The sequence below is a fragment of the Catellatospora bangladeshensis genome, from assembly GCF_016862575.1.
Classification (GTDB): domain Bacteria; phylum Actinomycetota; class Actinomycetes; order Mycobacteriales; family Micromonosporaceae; genus Catellatospora; species Catellatospora bangladeshensis.
The window spans coordinates 38518-56920 of the sequence record NZ_BONF01000011.1; the positions used below are offsets into that span (position 1 = coordinate 38518).

At 65.9% G+C, this 18403-nt stretch carries 14 protein-coding genes; 3 read left to right on the plus strand and 11 right to left on the minus strand.

What is annotated here, in order from left to right:
• The first annotated feature begins 145 nt into the window (after positions 1–145).
• From Cba03nite_RS10965 to Cba03nite_RS10975, 3 genes are all read left to right on the plus strand, one after another.
• On the plus strand, positions 146–751 hold the full coding sequence (locus Cba03nite_RS10965) for a GIY-YIG nuclease family protein (RefSeq protein ID WP_203744870.1): 606 nt from the start codon (positions 146–148) through the stop codon (positions 749–751).
• Positions 752–875: 124 nt separating this feature from the next.
• Positions 876–5690: a DEAD/DEAH box helicase gene (locus Cba03nite_RS10970; protein ID WP_203744872.1), complete on the plus strand. Its 4815-nt coding sequence runs from the start codon at positions 876–878 to the stop codon at positions 5688–5690.
• 128 nt (positions 5691–5818) lie between these two features.
• Positions 5819–6298: a hypothetical protein gene (locus tag Cba03nite_RS10975; RefSeq protein ID WP_203744874.1), complete on the plus strand. Its 480-nt coding sequence runs from the start codon at positions 5819–5821 to the stop codon at positions 6296–6298.
• A 130-nt stretch (positions 6299–6428) separates the two neighbouring features.
• Here Cba03nite_RS10975 and Cba03nite_RS10980 read toward each other — a convergent pair whose 3' ends face one another.
• The 11 genes from Cba03nite_RS10980 to Cba03nite_RS11030 all read right to left on the minus strand — a co-directional run bounded on the left by Cba03nite_RS10980 (position 6429) and on the right by Cba03nite_RS11030 (position 18376).
• Positions 6429–7310 carry a hypothetical protein gene (locus Cba03nite_RS10980; protein ID WP_203744876.1) on the minus strand — a complete coding sequence of 294 codons (882 nt, stop codon included), beginning with the start codon at positions 7308–7310 and terminating at the stop codon, positions 6429–6431.
• A gap of 400 nt (positions 7311–7710) precedes the next feature.
• Positions 7711–8835 (minus strand): hypothetical protein, encoded by a 1125-nt coding sequence (locus Cba03nite_RS10985; protein ID WP_203744878.1) that lies wholly within the window; start codon positions 8833–8835, stop codon positions 7711–7713.
• Position 8836: 1 nt separating this feature from the next.
• Positions 8837–9796 carry a thiopeptide-type bacteriocin biosynthesis protein gene (locus Cba03nite_RS10990; RefSeq protein ID WP_203744880.1) on the minus strand — a complete coding sequence of 320 codons (960 nt, stop codon included), beginning with the start codon at positions 9794–9796 and terminating at the stop codon, positions 8837–8839.
• Positions 9778–10935 carry a lanthionine synthetase C family protein gene (locus tag Cba03nite_RS10995; protein WP_203744882.1) on the minus strand — a complete coding sequence of 386 codons (1158 nt, stop codon included), beginning with the start codon at positions 10933–10935 and terminating at the stop codon, positions 9778–9780. The genes Cba03nite_RS10990 and Cba03nite_RS10995 overlap by 19 nt, the downstream gene beginning before the upstream one ends.
• The gene (locus Cba03nite_RS11000; protein WP_203744884.1) at positions 10932–14057 is read right to left on the minus strand and encodes a lantibiotic dehydratase; all 3126 of its coding nucleotides are present in this window, start codon (positions 14055–14057) and stop codon (positions 10932–10934) included. The genes Cba03nite_RS10995 and Cba03nite_RS11000 overlap by 4 nt, the downstream gene beginning before the upstream one ends.
• Positions 14058–14153: 96 nt before the next feature.
• Entirely contained in the window at positions 14154–14342 is a 189-nt protein-coding gene (locus Cba03nite_RS11005) for an FxLD family lanthipeptide (RefSeq protein WP_203744886.1), read from the minus strand.
• Positions 14343–14392: 50 nt separating this feature from the next.
• The gene (gene fxlM / locus Cba03nite_RS11010; RefSeq protein ID WP_203745400.1) at positions 14393–15622 is read right to left on the minus strand and encodes a methyltransferase, FxLD system; all 1230 of its coding nucleotides are present in this window, start codon (positions 15620–15622) and stop codon (positions 14393–14395) included.
• Between the two features lie 57 nt (positions 15623–15679).
• Positions 15680–16492, minus strand: coding sequence for a 3'-5' exonuclease (locus tag Cba03nite_RS11015; RefSeq protein WP_203744888.1), 813 nt, complete (start codon positions 16490–16492; stop codon positions 15680–15682).
• Positions 16489–17517: a hypothetical protein gene (locus Cba03nite_RS11020; protein WP_239125640.1), complete on the minus strand. Its 1029-nt coding sequence runs from the start codon at positions 17515–17517 to the stop codon at positions 16489–16491. The genes Cba03nite_RS11015 and Cba03nite_RS11020 overlap by 4 nt, the downstream gene beginning before the upstream one ends.
• Positions 17514–17798, minus strand: a complete 285-nt coding sequence (locus Cba03nite_RS11025; RefSeq protein ID WP_203744890.1) for a hypothetical protein — start codon at positions 17796–17798, stop codon at positions 17514–17516. The genes Cba03nite_RS11020 and Cba03nite_RS11025 overlap by 4 nt, the downstream gene beginning before the upstream one ends.
• The gene (locus Cba03nite_RS11030; RefSeq protein ID WP_203744892.1) at positions 17798–18376 is read right to left on the minus strand and encodes a hypothetical protein; all 579 of its coding nucleotides are present in this window, start codon (positions 18374–18376) and stop codon (positions 17798–17800) included. The genes Cba03nite_RS11025 and Cba03nite_RS11030 overlap by 1 nt, the downstream gene beginning before the upstream one ends.
• Positions 18377–18403: the final 27 nt, after the last annotated feature.

Below are 18403 nucleotides of genomic sequence, written 5' to 3' on the forward strand. Positions count from 1 at the left end.
CACACGGTAGGTGCGACGGGTTCAAGCAGAACCCGTCGCAACTTCTTCGCCAGGCCGGCAGAAGGGGGCCGGAGTCGCCAGCGGCGAGGAGAGCGCCGAGTTGGGGTGCAGGTTGGTCTTGACAGGCCGGTAGTTGAATAGGGTCGTGTCACACGTTGACGAGAAGATGGCCCGCATGAACTCGCCGTTGGAACCGGATACCCTCCGGTCCGTCACTGCCGCCCTGAACGCCGCACCGTTGATCCTCGCAGATGCGGCAAGCCACGTGCCGAGTGCCGTCGGCATGTATGCATGGTGGGCAGCGCCCACGGTCTTCACCAACCTTCCCGGCCCCACGAACGGCAATGACCCTGCCGTCCGCCTCCTTTACCTCGGTATCGCGGAGAGAAAGGGTGGTGGGCTCCGTACCAGGGTCATCAGGGAGCACCTGGCTCGATCCCGCAGGTCGACTCTGCGTCGTACCCTCGCCGGTTTGTTGATGCCGACCGAGGGCTACAGGACCACGTGGGCTGATGGCCACGTGGTCCTCGTGCCGGACGATGAGCAGCGTCTCACAACGTGGATGCACGCCAACCTGCGTCTCACCTGGTTCCGCGGCGAAGACCCGGAGCAGCACGAGCAGATATTGATCGACAGCCTTGAGCCACCGCTGAACGTCAAGCACGCCAAGCCGGGCGCCGCCCTCACGATCGTCAAAGCGGCGAAGGCCGCTTACAAGGCGAGTGCCGGACCTCGACCGACTGAGGCATAGCGCTGTGCCGCGACGCCCGTAAGTCGATGACCTCCTACCGAATGTCCGGCTTCCAAGTGAGCGCCGCACTACCCTAGGCTGACTCTCTTGCCGTATTGGTGTTGAGAGCGGGGAGCTGGCACACGTGGCGACGAGTATCCACGACATCCTGCACGAGCTTCAGGTCACGTCGACCGACGAGCGCGACAAAGGCGACAAGTTCGAGCGCCTGATCGCCGCATATCTCCGCATGGACACCGCCTGGTCTGACCGCTTCAGCAACGTCTGGTTGTGGGCAGACTGGCCTGGCCGCGCCGGCAAGCCCGACACGGGGATCGACCTCGTTGCCGAGGAGCGGGAGACCGGCGCTCTGACCGCGATCCAGTGCAAGTTCTATGACGCCTCCCACACGCTTCAGAAGAACGACATCGACTCGTTCTTCACCGCGTCGGGCAAGGCCCCGTTCACCGGACGCATGATCGTCTCCACGACTGACAAGTGGAGCACTCACGCCGAGGACGCTCTCGCCGACCAGCACATCCCGGTTACCCGCCTTCGCGTGCAGGACCTCGACGAGTCGAGCATCGACTGGTCGCAGTTCAGCCTGAAGCAGCCCGAGGTGATGACACTCCGGGCGAAGAAGGTTCTGCGCCCTCACCAGACGACGGCCTTGGAGAAGGTCCGCGAGGGCTTCCAGGCACACGACCGCGGCAAGCTCATCATGGCCTGCGGCACCGGCAAGACCATGACCTCACTCCGCATCGTCGAGGACCAGGTCGCACCGGGCGGCATGGTGCTGCTGCTCGTGCCCTCGATTTCGCTGCTCTCGCAGACGCTGAAGGAGTGGACCTCCGAGGCAGAGGTACCGCTTCGTCCCTTCGCGGTGTGCTCTGACGTACGTGCGGGACGGCGTACCGAAAGCGAGGACATCTCGCCTTACGACCTCATCTTCCCTGCCACTACGGACCCTCAGAAGCTGCACGCTCAGGTGAACGAGGGTCAGCACGGCGGCAAGATCACGGTCATCTTTTCCACCTATCAGTCGCTGCCCGCCGTGGCTGCGGCCCAGAGGGCCGGACTGCCCGAGTTCGACTTGATCGTCTGCGACGAGGCACACCGAACTACGGGCGTGACGCTCGTCGATGAAGACGAGTCGAACTTCGTCAAGGTGCACAAGCAGGAGTTCGTCAAGGGCGCGAAGCGCCTGTACATGACAGCGACCCCGCGCATCTACGACGACGGCAGCAAGTCGAAGGCTGACGAGGGCTCTGCCGAGTTGGCGTCGATGGACGACGAGGCCATGTTCGGGCCGGAGTTCCACAGGCTCGGATTCGGCGAGGCTGTCGACAAGGGCCTGCTGGCTGACTACAAGGTGCTAGTACTCGCCGTTGACGAGCGGGCCGTCAGCGCTACCTTCCAGCAGCAGCTTGCCGACGAGGACAGCGAGCTTCGCCTGGATGACGCCGCGAAGATCGTGGGCTGTTGGAACGGCCTCGCCAAGCGCGGCCAGGCCGAGTCCGGTTTCGGTACGGACCCCCGCCCCATGACCCGTGCGGTTGCCTTCGCGCGATCGATCGAGGACTCGAAGAAGTTCGCCAAGCTGTTCACGAGCATCGTCGACCAGCACATCACGTCGCTCGCCCTGGACGACGATGAGACCTCGAACGAGCCGCTGCTGCGCTGCCAGGCAGATCACGTAGACGGCACCTTCAACGTTCTGCGTCGCAGTCAGAAGCTCGACTGGTTGAAGGCGCCAGCCGAGGCAGACTCCTGCCGGGTGCTGTCGAACGCTCGATGCCTGTCCGAAGGCGTAGATGTACCAGCGCTCGACGCGGTGATGTTCCTGAACCCACGGAACTCTGTCGTCGACGTCGTGCAGTCCGTCGGCCGGGTGATGCGCAAGGCGCCGGGCAAGCAGTACGGCTACGTGATCCTGCCCATCGGCATCCCAGCCGAGATGACGCCTGAGCAAGCCCTCGCCGACAACCAGAAATACAAGGTCGTCTGGCAGGTGCTCCAGGCGCTGCGAGCGCATGATGAGCGCTTCAACGCGATGGTCAACCAGATCGAGCTGAACAAGGCGCGGCCGGACAAGCTCCAGGTCATCGGCGTCGGAGGTTTCGAGGGCGAACCCGGCGAACAGCGCAACCGGCAGCAGTACGTCCAGCCGGGGTTCGACTTCCCGCACATCGGTGAATGGCGCGACGCCATCTACGCACGCATCGTTCAGAAGGTCGGCAGCCGCCGCTACTGGGAGGACTGGGCCAAGGACGTATCGGTCATCGCTGAACGGCACACGACGCGCATCAGGGCACTGCTCGGAGACCCCACGCTCCACGTCAACGACACGTTCGAGGACTTCCTCAACGGCCTTCGCGCCAACCTCAACGATGGCATCACACGTGACGACGCCATCGACATGCTTGCCCAGCACCTCATCACGAGGCCGGTTTTCGAGGCGTTGTTCGACGGCTACTCCTTCGCGGAGAACAACCCAGTGTCCAAGGTGATGCAGGGGATGCTCGACGCGCTCGACGAACAGAACCTCGACAGCGAGACCGAAACGCTGGATCGGTTCTACAACAGCGTCCGCTTGCGCGCCGAGGGCATCGACAACGCCGAAGGCAAGCAGAAGATCATCACAGAGTTGTACGAGAAGTTCTTCAAGATTGCGTTCCCACGTGCGGCCGAGTCTCTGGGTATTGTCTACACCCCGGTCGAGGTTGTCGACTTCATCATCCGCAGCGCCGAGGAAGTTCTGCGCCGCGAGTTCAACGCATCAATAAGCGATCGAGGAGTACATGTACTCGATCCTTTCACCGGTACGGGCACGTTCATCGTCCGGCTACTTCAGAGCGGAATCATTCGATCTGAGGACCTGCTTTACAAGTACACCCAAGAGCTTCACGCTAACGAAATCCTGCTACTGGCGTACTACATCGCGGCCATCAACATCGAAGCCACCTACCATGGCATCGCGGGCGGTGAGTACGTTTCGTTCAACGGCATCGTCCTGACGGACACTTTCCAGATGGCCGAGGACGGTGACCCCATGGACGAGTTCATCTTCCCGCAGAACAACGAGCGCGTCGCGCATCAGAAGAGCCTGGACATCCGGGTCATCGTCGGAAACCCGCCCTACTCGGTTGGACAGACCAGCCAGAATGACGGTAACCAGAACCAGAGGTACCCAACTCTGGACGCCTCCATCGCTCGCACTTATGCCGCGCGCTCAACCGCGACGAACAGAAACTCGCTGTACGACTCGTACATCCGAGCCATCCGCTGGGCTTCGGACCGGATCGCCGCATCGCAACAGGGCGGCATAATCTGCTACGTCTCTAATGGCGGCTACATCGACTCCAACACGGCTGATGGCCTACGTAAGAGTCTTGCCGAGGAGTTCCACGCCATCTACTGCTTCAATTTGCGTGGAAACCAGCGCACTGCCGGAGACCTATCGAAGCGCGAAGGCGGCAAGATCTTCGGGCAGGGCAGCCGCAGCACCGTTGCGATACTGCTCCTAGTCAAAAAGCCAGGCGCGTCCGTCGGCGCACAGATCTACTACCGCGACATCGGCGATTACCTCACGCGGGAACAGAAGCTCGCCGTAGTTGCAGGCAACTCTATCGACACAATCGACTGGCAGCCGATCACGCCGAATGACGACGGCGACTGGATCAACCAGCGCAGTGCTTATTTTGAAGCCTTCTCTCCCATGGGCGCGAAGGCTGACGACCAAGCAAGTGTCTTCCGAACATATTCCGGCGGACTCAAGACCAACCGAGACGCATGGGTCTACAACTCATCACGTGACGCACTGCAAGTCAACATCGGACGAATGGTCGGCCACTACAACAATCAGGTTGCGGAGTACGCCGAGTTCTGCCGACGTGAAAAGGTCGTGGACCCAAAGGCGGGTGTTGATTCGTTCGTCGACCTTGATCCGAAAAAGATCAGCTGGAACCGTGCCGACAAGGCGAACCTGGCACGCGGGGTCTATTATCCCGTCCACACAAACGCGATAACTGTCAGCACATACAGACCGTTCAACAAGCAATACGTCTACTTTGATCGCCAACTGAACGACATGATCTATCAGTTGGCGAAGATCTTCCCGACTTCAGATCACTCCAACTTGGGGTTCTACATCGTCGGAATGGGCTCCGCCGTACCGTTCTCTGTTCTTATGATCGACTCGCTTCCCGACCTGCATGTAACAGGCGCAGGTAGCGGAGGCCAATTCTTTCCCCGATACACCTACGAGCAGTCAACGGGACAGGCGAATCTGTTCGACAATGGAGACACAGACGCATATAAGCGCATCGATAATATCTCCGATGAGATCCTGCAAGGCTATCGCAGCACCTACGGAGCACTGGTTACAAAAGACGATATCTTCTACTACACATACGGCCTGCTTCACTCTCCAGAATATCGATTTGAATACGCTGCCGACCTCAAAAAGATGCTCCCGCGGATTCCCCAGGTCGCAACGGCGGAGGACTTTGCCACCTTCTGCGCCGCAGGACGCAAATTGGCGGAGCTCCATGTCGGCTATGAGCAGGTCGACCCGTATCCGCTTGATGAGATCGTTAGGCCAGGGGCGGACGCGGCACACCCAGACTTCTACCGCGTGGAGAAGATGACGTTCGGCAAGGCGGGCAAGTCTGTGGATAGGTCCACCGTGGTCTACAACAGCAACATCACCCTCAAGGGAATCCCTTCCGAGGCTCACGACTACATGCTGGGCTCGCGGTCTGGTGTTGAGTGGATCGTTGAGCGGTACCAGGTGAAGACCGACAAGGCCAGCGGCATCGTCAATGACCCGAACGACTGGGCGGCCGAGGCGGGTGACCCGCGCTACATCATCGACCTGCTAAAGCGCATCGTGACCGTCAGCGTGGAGACTGTCCGTATCGTCAACGAACTGCCACCGTTGAAGCTCGCCACGTCGTAGGAGTACTTGTGTGCCAGGCGGTGGGGCATCGTTGCAAGTGCTCCGCCGTCTGGCCGCTCACAACGCCACCCACTCCTATCGCCTGTTGCCATCGATACATCGGGCTTCGCTCCGCTATCGTGGCTGCCGTGACTGCGTACCTCGCGATCCTGAGCCACCGCGACGCCATTCGCTGGGTGTTGGCCGAGCAGCGTATGGCGTTCCCCAGCACGCCTCGGGCAGAGGTACGTGCCCTCGCTGCCGGCGATCGGCTCTACTTGTACGCCACACGTGGTGCCATGCTGAACCCAACCCGTGACCGCGGTCGCATCATCGCTACGGCAACCGCAACGGCTGCCGTACGCGTGTTGGACGAGCCTGTCTCGCTCGCGGGCAGAGTTTTCGCGTCAGGTTGCCCTTTGACCGTTGAGGGCGTCGTGCTGCATCCGGGCGGGCTGGAGCTCCAACCCCTTGTAAACCAGCTCGCCGCCTTCCCCAAGCCAGACGCCTGGAGCGCATACATGCGCCGCCCCCTGCTGGGCCTCGCCGAGAATGACGTGGCGCTCCTCGACAAGCACCTTACGCCGATGCTCGTGCGTCGCGAGGAGGCGCTAGCGACGTACCCCTGATGCGGACCAAGGTCCGAACGAGCATCCATCAGCCGCTTCACGCATTGCCGTAGTCTCGCCGCTTCACGGCGCGCCGACTTCCCTTGCTCATCATTTGTGGTCGCAAATGATGAGTGTCGATGAAATAGCTCTATATGAAGCTGATCCGGGGGGCGGGTGTTGCTGCGATGCGTGCGGCGTGTTCAGGGTGCAGTTCGGCCATGCCCAGGGTTGTGAGGAGGTCGCCGCATGACCTGTTCAGTGCTGCTTCGGCCGTGACGGGCTCGTACATGTCGGGAACGGTTGACGGTGCTGCGGCGGCGAGTCCGGGCTGCTGGAGAGCGTAACCGGCGAAGGTCACCAGGTGGAGATGGCGGGCTCGCACCAGCTCCTCATCAGTTACCTTGCCGGCCCGTAGGCGAGCAACGGCCGCCAGACGAGCCTTAATGAGGTCGATCACCGAGTCCGCCATCATCGGAGCGGCGGGATGGCCGATAGCTCTGCGAATCTTGCTTCCCGTTGGATCGAAGACGCCACGTACCGCGCGTTCCAGGCGCGAGTGGTCCGGCCGGGCGGTGTAGGCGATGTCCGTCAGGGCGTCGAGAAGCTCGCGCTTCGCGGCGATGCTCGCGTCGCGGTTGTCGATCTGCCGGAGGATTTCTTGGGCGCTTTGCTTGGCCTGCTGCTTGCTGGCCCGCGGGTCGCCCAGCCAGGTGATCATGGCCCGCCGGGCCTGGCTTGTGGGCACGAACTCGTCGCCCCAGTACATCCAGATACCTACCGGAATACGAGCGAGGCTCTTGATCTTGTTGTTGGCCCTGTGGTGCAGCAAGGTCAGGAACAGATTGCGCTGGTTGGCGGAGTACAGGGCTGGGTGCGAGCCGTGTCCCTTGCCAGCTGAGCGACGTAGCGGATAGTCGAGCAGGCCCTGTTCGGTCCAGTCGCGGATTAGACGTACGCCGACCGCGTGACCGTGCGCAGCGGCGTCGGACACCAGCTGTTCGATCGTCCCCGGCTGCGTGATGGGCTCCACGCTATGGAGATTACACCTAATTGGTGGTCCTGGAAGGGTGCGCCATGGAATCTAGCGCAGCACAATCGTTTGGAGGAGGAGCGTTTACGCCGATCGTGGTGACCGATCCGGACCGGGGAAGGAGGTGACTTCACGATGTCAGGGACATCTAGCGGCGCGTTTTCCGGGGACTTGGGCAAGTGGCTGGCTTTGGCCGGCGCGCTGGCCGCCCTCGGTTTGCTGCCCAAGGCTTGGCAGAAGGCGATCAGTGCGGCGGGCGCCGCGTACGTGATCGCGAAGATGCTGTGACTGTGGTCGCAGCTCGCACGCGGTCAGGTGCGGCCTTCGGGCCTCACCTGACCGTGCGTGCAGCCCGTGACCGCCGACTTCGCTACCGCCTGTGGTCGGACTGAATGCGGCTTCATCGTCTGGCGGACTTGAGCCCGATTTCGATGATCTTCGCAGCCGAGTCGGCTGCGCGGCTGATTCTGTTGAGCACTGCCTCGGGCAAGTGCAGAACGGCCAGTCCAGCGCGTCGGCTGATGTTCTGTAAGTCGGTGATCTGATCGTGTGTGATGCCCTCGATGGGTTCGCGGAAGCCGAGTACGTCTCGTGCCGCGTAGCCGTCGGTGCTGTTGATCGCGAGCGCGGCCGTGCGATGGAGTAGCCCGGTGGCCGCCTCGGGCCAGATGCCGTGAGCGAGGATGGTGACGGTGAGTCCGAGACGGGCTCGGTATGAGGCGTAGTTGGCCGCAGGCGGCGCGGTGGCGAGGCGCCGCATCGCGGTGGCGAGGTGATCCTTCACGCGCGTGGCGTCGGGTGGGCTGCACATAAGTTGCAGGCAGGAGGCCACCTGTTGTTCCCAGGGTTGGGTCAGGACACTGCTTGCAAGGATCTTGTTGGCTTCGGCAGGATCACCTACGGCGCATTGGGCGATGATGAGGGCTTGGCGTCCCTCCGTCAGGTGGGTGCCGACGCCCCTGTACGCCAGAGCGTGGTCAGCTGCGTCGGCCCAGCGGTTCGCCATGGTCAGCGCTCGGATGCCCTCGCCTAAGAGTTGGAGCCACACCCATTCGACCATCCTGCGGCGTTCAGCCTGTTCGCCGGTGAGGATCGCGGTGGGCAGTGTGCGTCCGTCGATGACGAGGTCCGTTCGTTCGGTCACGGCTCGGTGGACGGCTTTGAGGGCGGTGACCGCGGATTGGCCTTGCTCGGATCGGATGTCGAGCCGTGCCAGGTTGATGACGGGTTCGAGCATGTAGCGCGCTTCGGTGAAGGTCAGAGGACGCTCGGCCGTCAGGTAGGCGCTGATGTGCTGCCAGCACAGGGCGCGGGCCATGTCCGCCATGCCCGCGTCGCTGGCGATGAGCGCGGCCTTGTTGAGCGCGTGTGCCGCGTCGTCCATGCCATGGTCCAACTTCTCCACGGCGGCGTTTGCGAGGTCGATGACCTCCTTGATCCGTAGGGGCAGCGCGGGGCAGTCTGGTCGTGGACGTCCAAGCAACGGGAAGCGGCGTGCAGCTGCGGCGAAGGGGGTTGGTTGCATGTCAGCTCCCGGGAAGGATCGCGGTGGCGGCTGCGCGGGCGAGGACGCCCTGTGCGGGGGCAGTCAGATCGAGCCGGTTCCAGGCGAAGATCACGGCGTGAGCGATGGTCGCTCGCAAGCCGCGGCCTAGCCGGGCGGTGTTGGCCGCTTCGGCGAGTTGGTTACCGGCTTTGGCGTAGGCGTCGTGCCACGAAGACGCGGACGCGAGCGCCCCGGTCGCGTCGAACAGCGCACTGTGCGCCTCGGCGGGCAGTCCCAGGAGCGGGCGCAGCTTGTCCGCCAGACGCTCGGTGCGTGTGAGATCGGAGGTGGCGGGTTGCGGTCGCATACGGGCTACGCGGTCGAACACGTCGGCGGCTTCGTACCAGTCCAGACCGGCGTGCTGTTGCAGGGCTCGGATGAGCAGGATCGATAGCTCCCGGCGGCCCAACGGGAGCGGATCTTGGGCGACGTAGGCCAGGAGGCTGCGACTGTCTGCGCAGAACAACTCGTGGACGATGTCCATGGCGGTGTGCCCGCCGAAGGCTGCGAGTTCCGGCTCGTAGATCGCGCCGGGCTCCCAGGCGGTGATGGTGCCGGCGGCGGCGAGTTCGTCGAGCGTGTTCTTGGCCGCGCTGCGGTTGGCGGTGCGGATGCGAACTCGCCAGTGCGGGTGCTTGCGCAGGAACCACCAGGCGGCGTTGCCGCCGTCGAGTAGGTCCAGTCGCGGGCCGATCTGCTCCCGGAACGCCCCCTCGGCCTGGTCCCAGTCGGCGGGCGTGAGGCGGGCGCTGAACCAGGCAAGGTCGTATGCGTGGTGGAGGGCGGTCTGGCCGCCTGTGCGGTAGGTCTCGATCGCGGCTTTGACCTCGGCGAGGTTGATCGCGGCGTCGGCTGCGGCGGTGTCTGCCGGAGTTCCGGCGAGGACGGCCTCGACGGCGGCGGTCAGGACGGCCGGATCGGTCAGGCGATAAGGAGACATGTGTCCCACCTGGTTCGAGGGCTGTGGGTAAGCGTCCGCGTGGCCAGCAGGTAGCCCGCTGTGCCGGTGAGGAAGCTGTGGTCTTGGTGTCCCGGCTCGGCGTGCGTGAGGACGGCGGCGATGTGGTGCAGCTGGTCGGCCAGGGCGCTGGTGCGGGCATCTGCGGCGGCGCGGTATGCCGTCTGGTAGAGCCCGGCGATGCCATGGCACAGGCCAGGGTCTGCCAGCAGCCGGATGTGGGCGGTGGACAGGTGCGCGGCGAGTGCGTGTTCGGCCACGTCGCGACGGGCGGTGTTGCCAGTGGCGATGGCGGCCAGCTGGAGCGCGCGGGCGATGCCGGGTGTTCCGTAGCACCAGGATGGTCGGCCGGGTCCGATGGTGGGCCGTGCGGTGCGCAGGTCGTCCCGGGTGATCCATTGCGGCCACCAGGGGCCGAGTGGGCCGTCCTGCCGCCAGCTGTCGAACCAGGAGGCCAGGTCGTCGATGGCTTCCAGTAGCCCGTCTAACTGGATGCCCTGGCGCGCGGCGAGGGCGAGTGAGGCCAGCAGCCCGGCGGCGCCGTGGGCCATACCGAGGTTGGCATGGCCGCCTGGTGTGGGCAGGGTCGGGTCGGGGTCGTGGTCGACCCACCAGCCGGGCAGCGTGTCCCCGTCGTCGGTGCGCTGTCGGGTCAGGCGTATGGCGTAGGTCAGCACGTCTGCGTACTCGTCGCTGTCGGGCATGCATCGTCGGAGCAGGGCGCTGAGGCCGGTGAGCCCGTAGAAGAGGTCGTACTCGCCGAAGCTGGTGTGCCGGCCGCTGCGGTGGCGTTGCTCGGCCGCCGCCAACCGCTCGCGGACGAGGTGCCGGACGTGGCCGCTCAAGGTCGCGCGGGCGGTGCCGTAGCGGTCCTGCCCATCGGCGGTCGCGGCGTCCAGTAGGAGCAGGATCGCCGGGGCTCCGTAGAAGAGGCTGCTGTGGGCGGCGGCGTCGACAGGTCCACTCGCGGCTCGTTTGATGAGCTGGCGGGCGTCAGACCAGTCTCCGGTGCTGAGCGCTTGCTCGACGGCGAGCAGCGCGATGCCCAGATCGCCGGTGATCAGCGACTGCTCTCCCGCCTCGTCGTCGGTGATGCTGGCGGCATCGATTGTGTCGGTCATGGCCGTGCCGCCTTGGCCAGGCAGAGCATGGCCGCTGCGCGAGCGGCGTGGTTGGTCGCACGCTCGAACTCTGGATCGACACCGACCGCCCGGACGTGGTGTTCGTGCAGGAGACTGCGCAGCACCGTTAGCGGATCGCGCTGCGGCAGTAGACAGGCCCGGTACCGTTCAACAGCGATATCCCGGTGCTGCCAGCTTTCGGCGATGGCTTCGCCGCCGGGCAGGCTTTGAAGGAAGTGGTGCTCGCCGCCCGGGTCGGCCAGGCGCCGGGCCAGTTCGGTGAGTGCGCGGCTCGCGGGTTGCGTCACGTTCTCCAGACACGTGAGTAGCGCTCGCCATCCGGTGGCCGGGTCTTCAGCGAGTGCGGCGGCGAGCCGGGTCATGGAGACGGCGGCAAGGGCTTGTGCCGTCGCCTCGGCCATCGCGGGTGTGATGTGCCCGGCTGGTTCGATGCGTAGTTGTTCGGCGGTGCGGATCTGCGCGATGGCGGCTGCGGTATCAGTGGCGAAGACCCGCTCGGCTTCGAGCATGGCCGGGCCTTCGCCGTAGCGGCCGGTGTGCCGGTGGTAGGCGGTGAAGGTCAGCTCGGCGGGAAGGCCGCCCGCGGCCAGGCCGGCGGCGAACTCCGCCACCTTCGCCGCGATGGTCGCGTACGCGGCTGTGGGATCGAGCCGCAGGAACAGCGAGAGATGTTGGTCGGCTTCGACGCGGATCGTGTCGCGGTGACGGGTGACCCACCAATCGTCGACGCCGTGTTGTGTGAGGCGTGCGGCTAGGGACGGCAGGTGGTCGGTCAGCAGGGTGTCGAAACGTGCTGGGGTGCCGACCAGCCGGGCGTGGACGATGTCCGCCGCGCCGGGTTGTGACGTGCCGCCCGGCGTGGCGGTGACTGGTAGACGCCGTATCGGCGGTGTTGCCGGGGTCAGGGCGGTGAGGAATTCGGCGGGGCGGCCGATCCAGCCGAATCCGTCTTCGGGGGCGTCTTCTCGCAGTTCGAGGCGTTCGACCTGCGTGAGGCGGTGGCGCAGCAGCTCCCGGTCCAGCGGTTGGTCGAGGTCCAACGGTTGGCGTACCTCACCGTGGCACAAGACGACTCGGGCGGGTACACGCCAGCGCCGTCTCCAGGTCCGTAGGTCCGCTGTCCAGCGGCTGCTGTCGGTGATGGTCGGGGTGATGTCGGTGCTCGACAGTAGCCAGCGTCCGGCGGTCAGCAGGGTGCGGCGGTAGCGGATGCGCGGGACGTACGGCAGGTTACGGGCGGCTGCGCCGAGGTCCAATGGCCCGAAGACCGCACTGCGTGCCTCGGCGACCTCGGCGATGAATCGGGCCAGCGGCGGCGTCTGGACCACCAGGTCCAGGGCGTGCAGGACGCGGGGGATCACCATCCGCCCGGTGGGTTTGTGGGCGAGGTACAGCTGCTCGGCGTCGGCAGTGACGGCGAGGTCGTCGACCGTGATCACGTCGGTGTCGGCGTACTCGGAAACCGTCATGACGTCTGGAAGCAGCTGGCCGACGCGGGTCACGTTCTCGTTGTGGATCCGGCGGGGCGGAAACGACATCTGGACGGTCATTGCCTCGGCGCTCGTGCCGACCGCGAAGGAGGCGGCGACCTGTTGCTGGTCGGTCGGATCGAGCAGGTACGCGAACCGGCCTGCCATGCTGGTCGGCGTGCGGGGAGCACCGGTCACCTGCAGCGCGAAATCGCCAGCTGCCAGCGCTTCGCAGCTGGCGGCGTAGACGGCGAAGCCCAGCTCGACACGCGAGGGTGGCACGACTGTGGCGTGGTCACCGGTGGTCAGCGCGTCGATGTCGGCGTCGGTCAGCTCGATCTCGTCTGTGCCGTCCAGCAGTGCTCGCTGGATGAGCGCCATCAGGTGCACGTCGCGTTCGGTGACCGCGCGCCAGGACGGACGGGCGCGTGGTGCGCCGAGAAACCCGGCCGGGTATCCGAGACCGGAGTCGGCCACCAGGTCCCGCACCGCGACCAGCGCGCCAGGGCCGTAGCGGTCGCGGAATCGGGCGTGGTAATCCAGCCAGGAGATCGACCCGAAGGGCTGGGTGCTGATCTGCAGCAGCACCGCGGCGGCACGAGCCGCTTCGTCTATCACCTGCTGCGGGACGCTGATGTGCGCGTCCAGGTGCAGGTCGATGGCGAGCTGGTGCTCGGTACCGGGTGCGATGCCGGCCATGGTCTCGGTGACCGAGGCACGGATCGTCGCGGCGTCGGCGGGCGAGTCGGCACTGTTATGACGGGCAAGCTGCATGTGGACGTCGCGCAGCTGCTTGACCGTGGGCGCTATCTCGCTGATGTCGTCGGCGCCGGCCGCGTCGAGCACACGGAGGACGTGAGCCAGGCCGTCCACGGCAGTCAGCGGCGGCTGGAGGCTCGTGATCAGATGGCCACTGCTGATCAGGCGGTGCAGCAGCGCCTCGATCCTCGCCGGTGCGATGGACGGCCCGGCTGCGGCGACCCGAGATAGGAGGTCGCTGAACGGGATCGGCTTGGCCGCGTGTTGAAGAACGAGGCGAACGGCCGGGGTAAGAGTGGTCGACGTTTCCCGGGGTGTGCCCGGTTTCCGCGATCCCGCTTCCGGGCGCGCGTTCACGATGACCCGGCCGTCGCGGACGGTGGCGGCGCTGTCGGCGGTGACGGAAAGTCTACGGCGCAGATCGTGGCTCTGTCCGAGTCTGGCGAGCGCGATGGCGAGCCAGTCGGCATCGACGCGGGCGATGGCACGGTGTCTATCACCGATCTTCGCCTCAGCTGGTCCGGTAGCCGCCGTCGTGACCGCTGCGAACAGGCCGAACGGCGTGGTTCGTCGTCTCCAGCGCAGCAGGTAGGACGCGAGGGCCAGGGATGCTCTGCGGGCGGCGGCAACGTCGGTGTCAGCCGGAGCTGCGAGGATCTGGCCTACGCGGAGGGCGAGGTCGGGGCTGGCCGTGGAGATCGCCTCACGGATGTGTGGTTGTTCCCAGGACTTGGCCAGCCAGTCGATCGCCGCTGGTGCGTCAACGATCGGAACGGCCAGGCTCGCGGTCGGATCGGGCTGGATGCCGGGGTCGGTGCTGGTGCGTACCAGCAGCGGGCCGACCGGCCGGAATCGGGTGCGCGCGGGCGGCACGGCGAAGCCTCCGGGAGGGGTTGAGGGGTGGATGGGCTGCCGGAGCCCGGCTTGCGGACTCCGGCAGCGGGTAGTGCTTGAGTGGGCGTTACCCGATCAGTTCGGGTCGTAGGACGAGGTGTTGCAGGCGCTGGTGTTGCAGGTGGCGCCGCAGCCGTCGCTGGTGCTGCACATCATGACCACCAGCGGCGTGGTCGCTTCGACCACGCGCATGTCCAGGTCGAAGTCCTCGTCGGTGAGGACGGCTTCGGGGGCGTCGAGGACCGCGGTCGGCGGCATCGACATCACTCTCCTTCGTGAGAAGTGAAAGGGGTTCCTTGCCACCTGGCCCGAGTTCAGCGTTGGGGAGATCCGCTGTCCTTGGGCCAGGAGATCGTGACGACGCCATGGGTCTTGGCCATGGCGTCGGTGCCGGTGGGGGCCTGCGTCTGGCCACCGCTCGGCCAGTAGGCGAAGGTCGGTTCGGTCCGGCGGCCGTAGCGGTCCCACGCCTGGATCTGCTCCACCATCGCCGTGGCGGCCAGCTCGCCGCCGTCGCCGTAGCCGCGAGCGCCGAACTCCGCGCCGGTTCCCTCAAGGGCTGGCCGCACCACCAGGTAGGCGAACCCACCACCGCTTACGACACCGAACGGGAACCACTGCTTCTCACCGGCCAGGACCGTGCCGGGTTCGGCGGTGAAGCGGCAGAAGCCATCCAGGTACCACGCGAACCACAGATGCAGGTCGACGAACGAGACCCCATTCGGAATGGTCACGCCTGACCAGACCTCGGCCCGCTCAGTGGCGAGCGCTCCGTCGAGCTGATGCATGTCGTCGGGTGCGCCGGAGTCGAACGCCAGCCGGACCTTGTGGCCGTTGGCGTCGGGCAGCTCGAAAACCCGATCGGCGTGGCCGCCGTCGCCCTGCATCGGCACGAAGCCCGCGATCTCCGTAGCGGTGCTGACCAGGCGGTCGCCATCGCGGCGGAAGCCGATCACCCGCGTGACATTGTTCATGATCAGCGGCACGACGATCACGCCGTCCGGTCGCAGCTGGCGCAGCCACGCCGGAGCGATGTCCCACGCGCCCACCGTCACGATGATGGCGTCGAACGCGTCCTCGTCCGGCACACCGTGCTCAGCGTCTACGGTCAGGACGCGTACGCGGCTTCCGTAGCCACTCGCATCCAGGGCGGTCGCGGCGCGGTCGATAACCTCCGGGTCGATGTCGATGCTGACCACCCGGCCCTGCGGCCCGACGATCTCGGCGATGTAGGCCGCGTTGAGTCCGCCGCTGCCGACCTCCAGCACCGACATGCCTGGCCGCAGCTGGGCCTGCTCCAACATCACCGCCTGGATGTAGGCCGCCGACACAGACGACATCGCGCGGCCGTGTTCGTCGCGCTTGGTCACGACCGAGTTGTCGTAGCCGTACACCTCGGCCAAGTCCGTGCCCTCGGGCATGAACCGCTCGCGGGGAACCTGGCGAATCGCCGCCTCTACCGCGTCGGACGTGATCTTGCCCTGGGTGCGCAGTTCGGCGATCAGCACGTCTCGCATCTCGGCGGCACGGTCGGCATCAACCATCTGGACCACTCAGCACTCCTTCATCGAATTGATCGGGCATATCTGCATCGGTGTTGATCAGTTCAGCTGCTGGCAAATCAGGCGGTGGCTAGACAAGCCGGGCTGCTCCATAGGCTCGGTGGGGAGCGCGACGCCGGCCATCAGCGCGAGACTGGCGAAGGTCGGCGGGCGCTTCGGCCATAACCGGTAAATCAGCTTCGGCAGGACATAGGCCGCTGCGACGCTGTCCCAGTACGCGCGGTGAGGCTGACTTCTTCCGGCTGCGGCATGCATCGCCTCCCGCAGCCGCAAGCTGTCCACCAGCGTCAACAGCTTGCGATCGGGAAACGCCATGGTCCGCGCAAGCCGAAGGGTGTCGAGCAGGCCCGCCGGGCGAAGTCCGGGAAGGTGCCTGCTCAGCAGCCGCCAGTCGACCAGCACGTTGTGCCCCACCACCCACTTTCCGTCGATCAGCTCGCCCAAGGTGGGCGCAATGCTGTCCAACGTCGGAGCCGTAGCGAGGACCTCGTCCGTCAAGCCGGGTGCGAGCCACGCTCGCGGCGGTATCGGCCGCCCAGGGTTGATCAGCGAGGTGAACGCACGATCGAGGTCAGGTTGGCCGCGAAGTAGCGGGACGGCGGCGACTTCCAGGATCGCCTCGGCGTCGTGGTCCTGTGCGCCGCTGCCCTCCAGGTCGAGGGCAACGATGTCGGCGGCGTGCCACGGCGGGGAACCCACCGGGGCCAGTCTTCCGTACTTCGTGCGGGCCGTCGGTGTCCCGCGCCGCTTGCCGATGCTGGCCGCGTACGCCGCCCAGCGCCGATGGACGAGCCCGGTCGGCGCGGTGCCAGCAGCGACGGCAGGTGACGAACCGATCACCTTTGTGATCATGAAACTGCCTCCAGCATCGAGAGGGCCTGGCGCGCGACGAGCGAGCAGCGGAACGGTTCCAGCCGGGCGAAGCAGGCCGTCAGCAGATCGGCGTGTTCTCTGGTGCCAGCCAGACTGCGCAGCCACGCCAGCCGGTCGATGACGTCCTGGCCGTCAGTGACGTGTAGGTCGCGAGGCAGGTAGACGTCGGCGCCGCGCATCTCGATCGGTGCGAGCGGGATGCAGCCCGCAAGCAGCGCCTCCCACCACCGCGACGACAGGTGCCCGACGCGCCACAGCCGCTCCGGTTGGAGCAGAACGGTCGCGAGCGATCGGCAGTACATCCGCTCCACCTCCCCGAAGGCGATCGGCCCGACGAACTCCACGTGTGGCCACGCCTCGGCCTTGGGCCAGTTGCCGGCCACCTGGTGCTGCACGAGTTCAGCCGCGGGCGAGAAGAACCGCTCGAAGTGCTCGTCGAGGTCGCCGCCGTGCTGGTTGCCCACATAGGCCAGCGGCAGTTCGCGCACCTTCCGAGCCAGCCGCTGTGTATCGGCGATATCGAGCAGCTGGTCGGGTACAGGGCACGCCAGCCATCTGGCACCCGGGGTAGCCAGCGGGGTCGTCTCGCCGACCGCGACGTTCGGCAGGACGCGCAGCGGATCATCGGCGGACAGTTGCCGGTGGAGATCCCAGATCAGGGTGGGGGTCGCGCGCTCGCGGGTGTACCAGTCCAGCAGCTCGGCCTGCCTGTGCACCTCCGTGTCGCGGGTGAAGCCGTGCAGAAGGTTGCGCTCTGTTGGCCAGCGCCATTCGAGGATCAGCGCGTCGAGGTCAGGAAAGTAGATCGACTCCCACCGGTAGGTGCTGGTCAGGTCGAGTCCTGCCTCCAGCAGGTCTCGGTTGCGCTGGAGAAGCACGATCTGGTGGCCCTCGGCCGTGAACCTGTCGAGCAGCGCCCGGCGGTACGCCCGCGAGTTGTCGGAGGTGTCGATCACGCCGGGGCCGAGGAAGCCCCACATGCTGTAGCCGATGCGCATCGTCATGCCCCCGTCTGCGAATGGGCGCGGCGCAGCGCGACGATCAGGGCGCGCTCGCCGGGGCTGGTCAGGCTGACGGTCATGGTCCGGTGGTACGGGACGAGCGCGACGATGCGCAGGCTCAGCAGGAAGTTGACCGTGTCGCGCACGGACGTCTCCTTGACCGTGGCGTGCGCGGCAAGTGCCTCGGTCAGCGTGCGGACGGTCCAGTGCCTGCCGGGCTGACTCACCAGCGTCTGGTAGATCCGGCGTCGGGCCGCTGTGGGCAGCTGCAGGACGGCTGCCATCACGGCGCTCCGACCTGCGTTGCCGGGTCGAGGCCGAGCACTGCCGTGGCTTGCTTCGCGTCGGGGCAGGGTGCCCACCGGAACTGGGTCCGCTCCGCGCATGCGGTGCACAGTCCGAGCTCGTCGGGGTAGTGCAGGCTGAGGGTCACCCGGGCTTGGACGGCGGTCGGAAGGTCCCCGGAGGCAGCTGGCGATGCGCTCCGGTCGCCTTCCCGTACTGGCCGGTCGCGCAGCTGGAGGTGGCTGATGTGCACCGTCTCGACCATGACATCGGCCGAACCGGGCGCTGGGTAGATCACCAGAGCGGAACTGCCGCTGGTGTCGGCGACGCCAGCACTTAGCCAGGTACCGCCGATGTACGCCCAGACCGGTGCGCCGGGTGCGTACTGGTCGATGCTGTCGACGGTCGCCGGATCGCGGTCGAGCGGCGGTTGGACAGGCGGGCCGTACTGCGGTGGCGTACCCGTACGCCGGTGGATGATCTTGCCGATGAGGTCGAGAAGGGGCCGGGCAAAAGTGGTCGCGGGTCGGGCCGGTGCCGCCGAGGGCGATGTCATGGGCGTGACGTGAGTGGTCATCGTCTTCCTCCAGGGACGTTCTGGGAT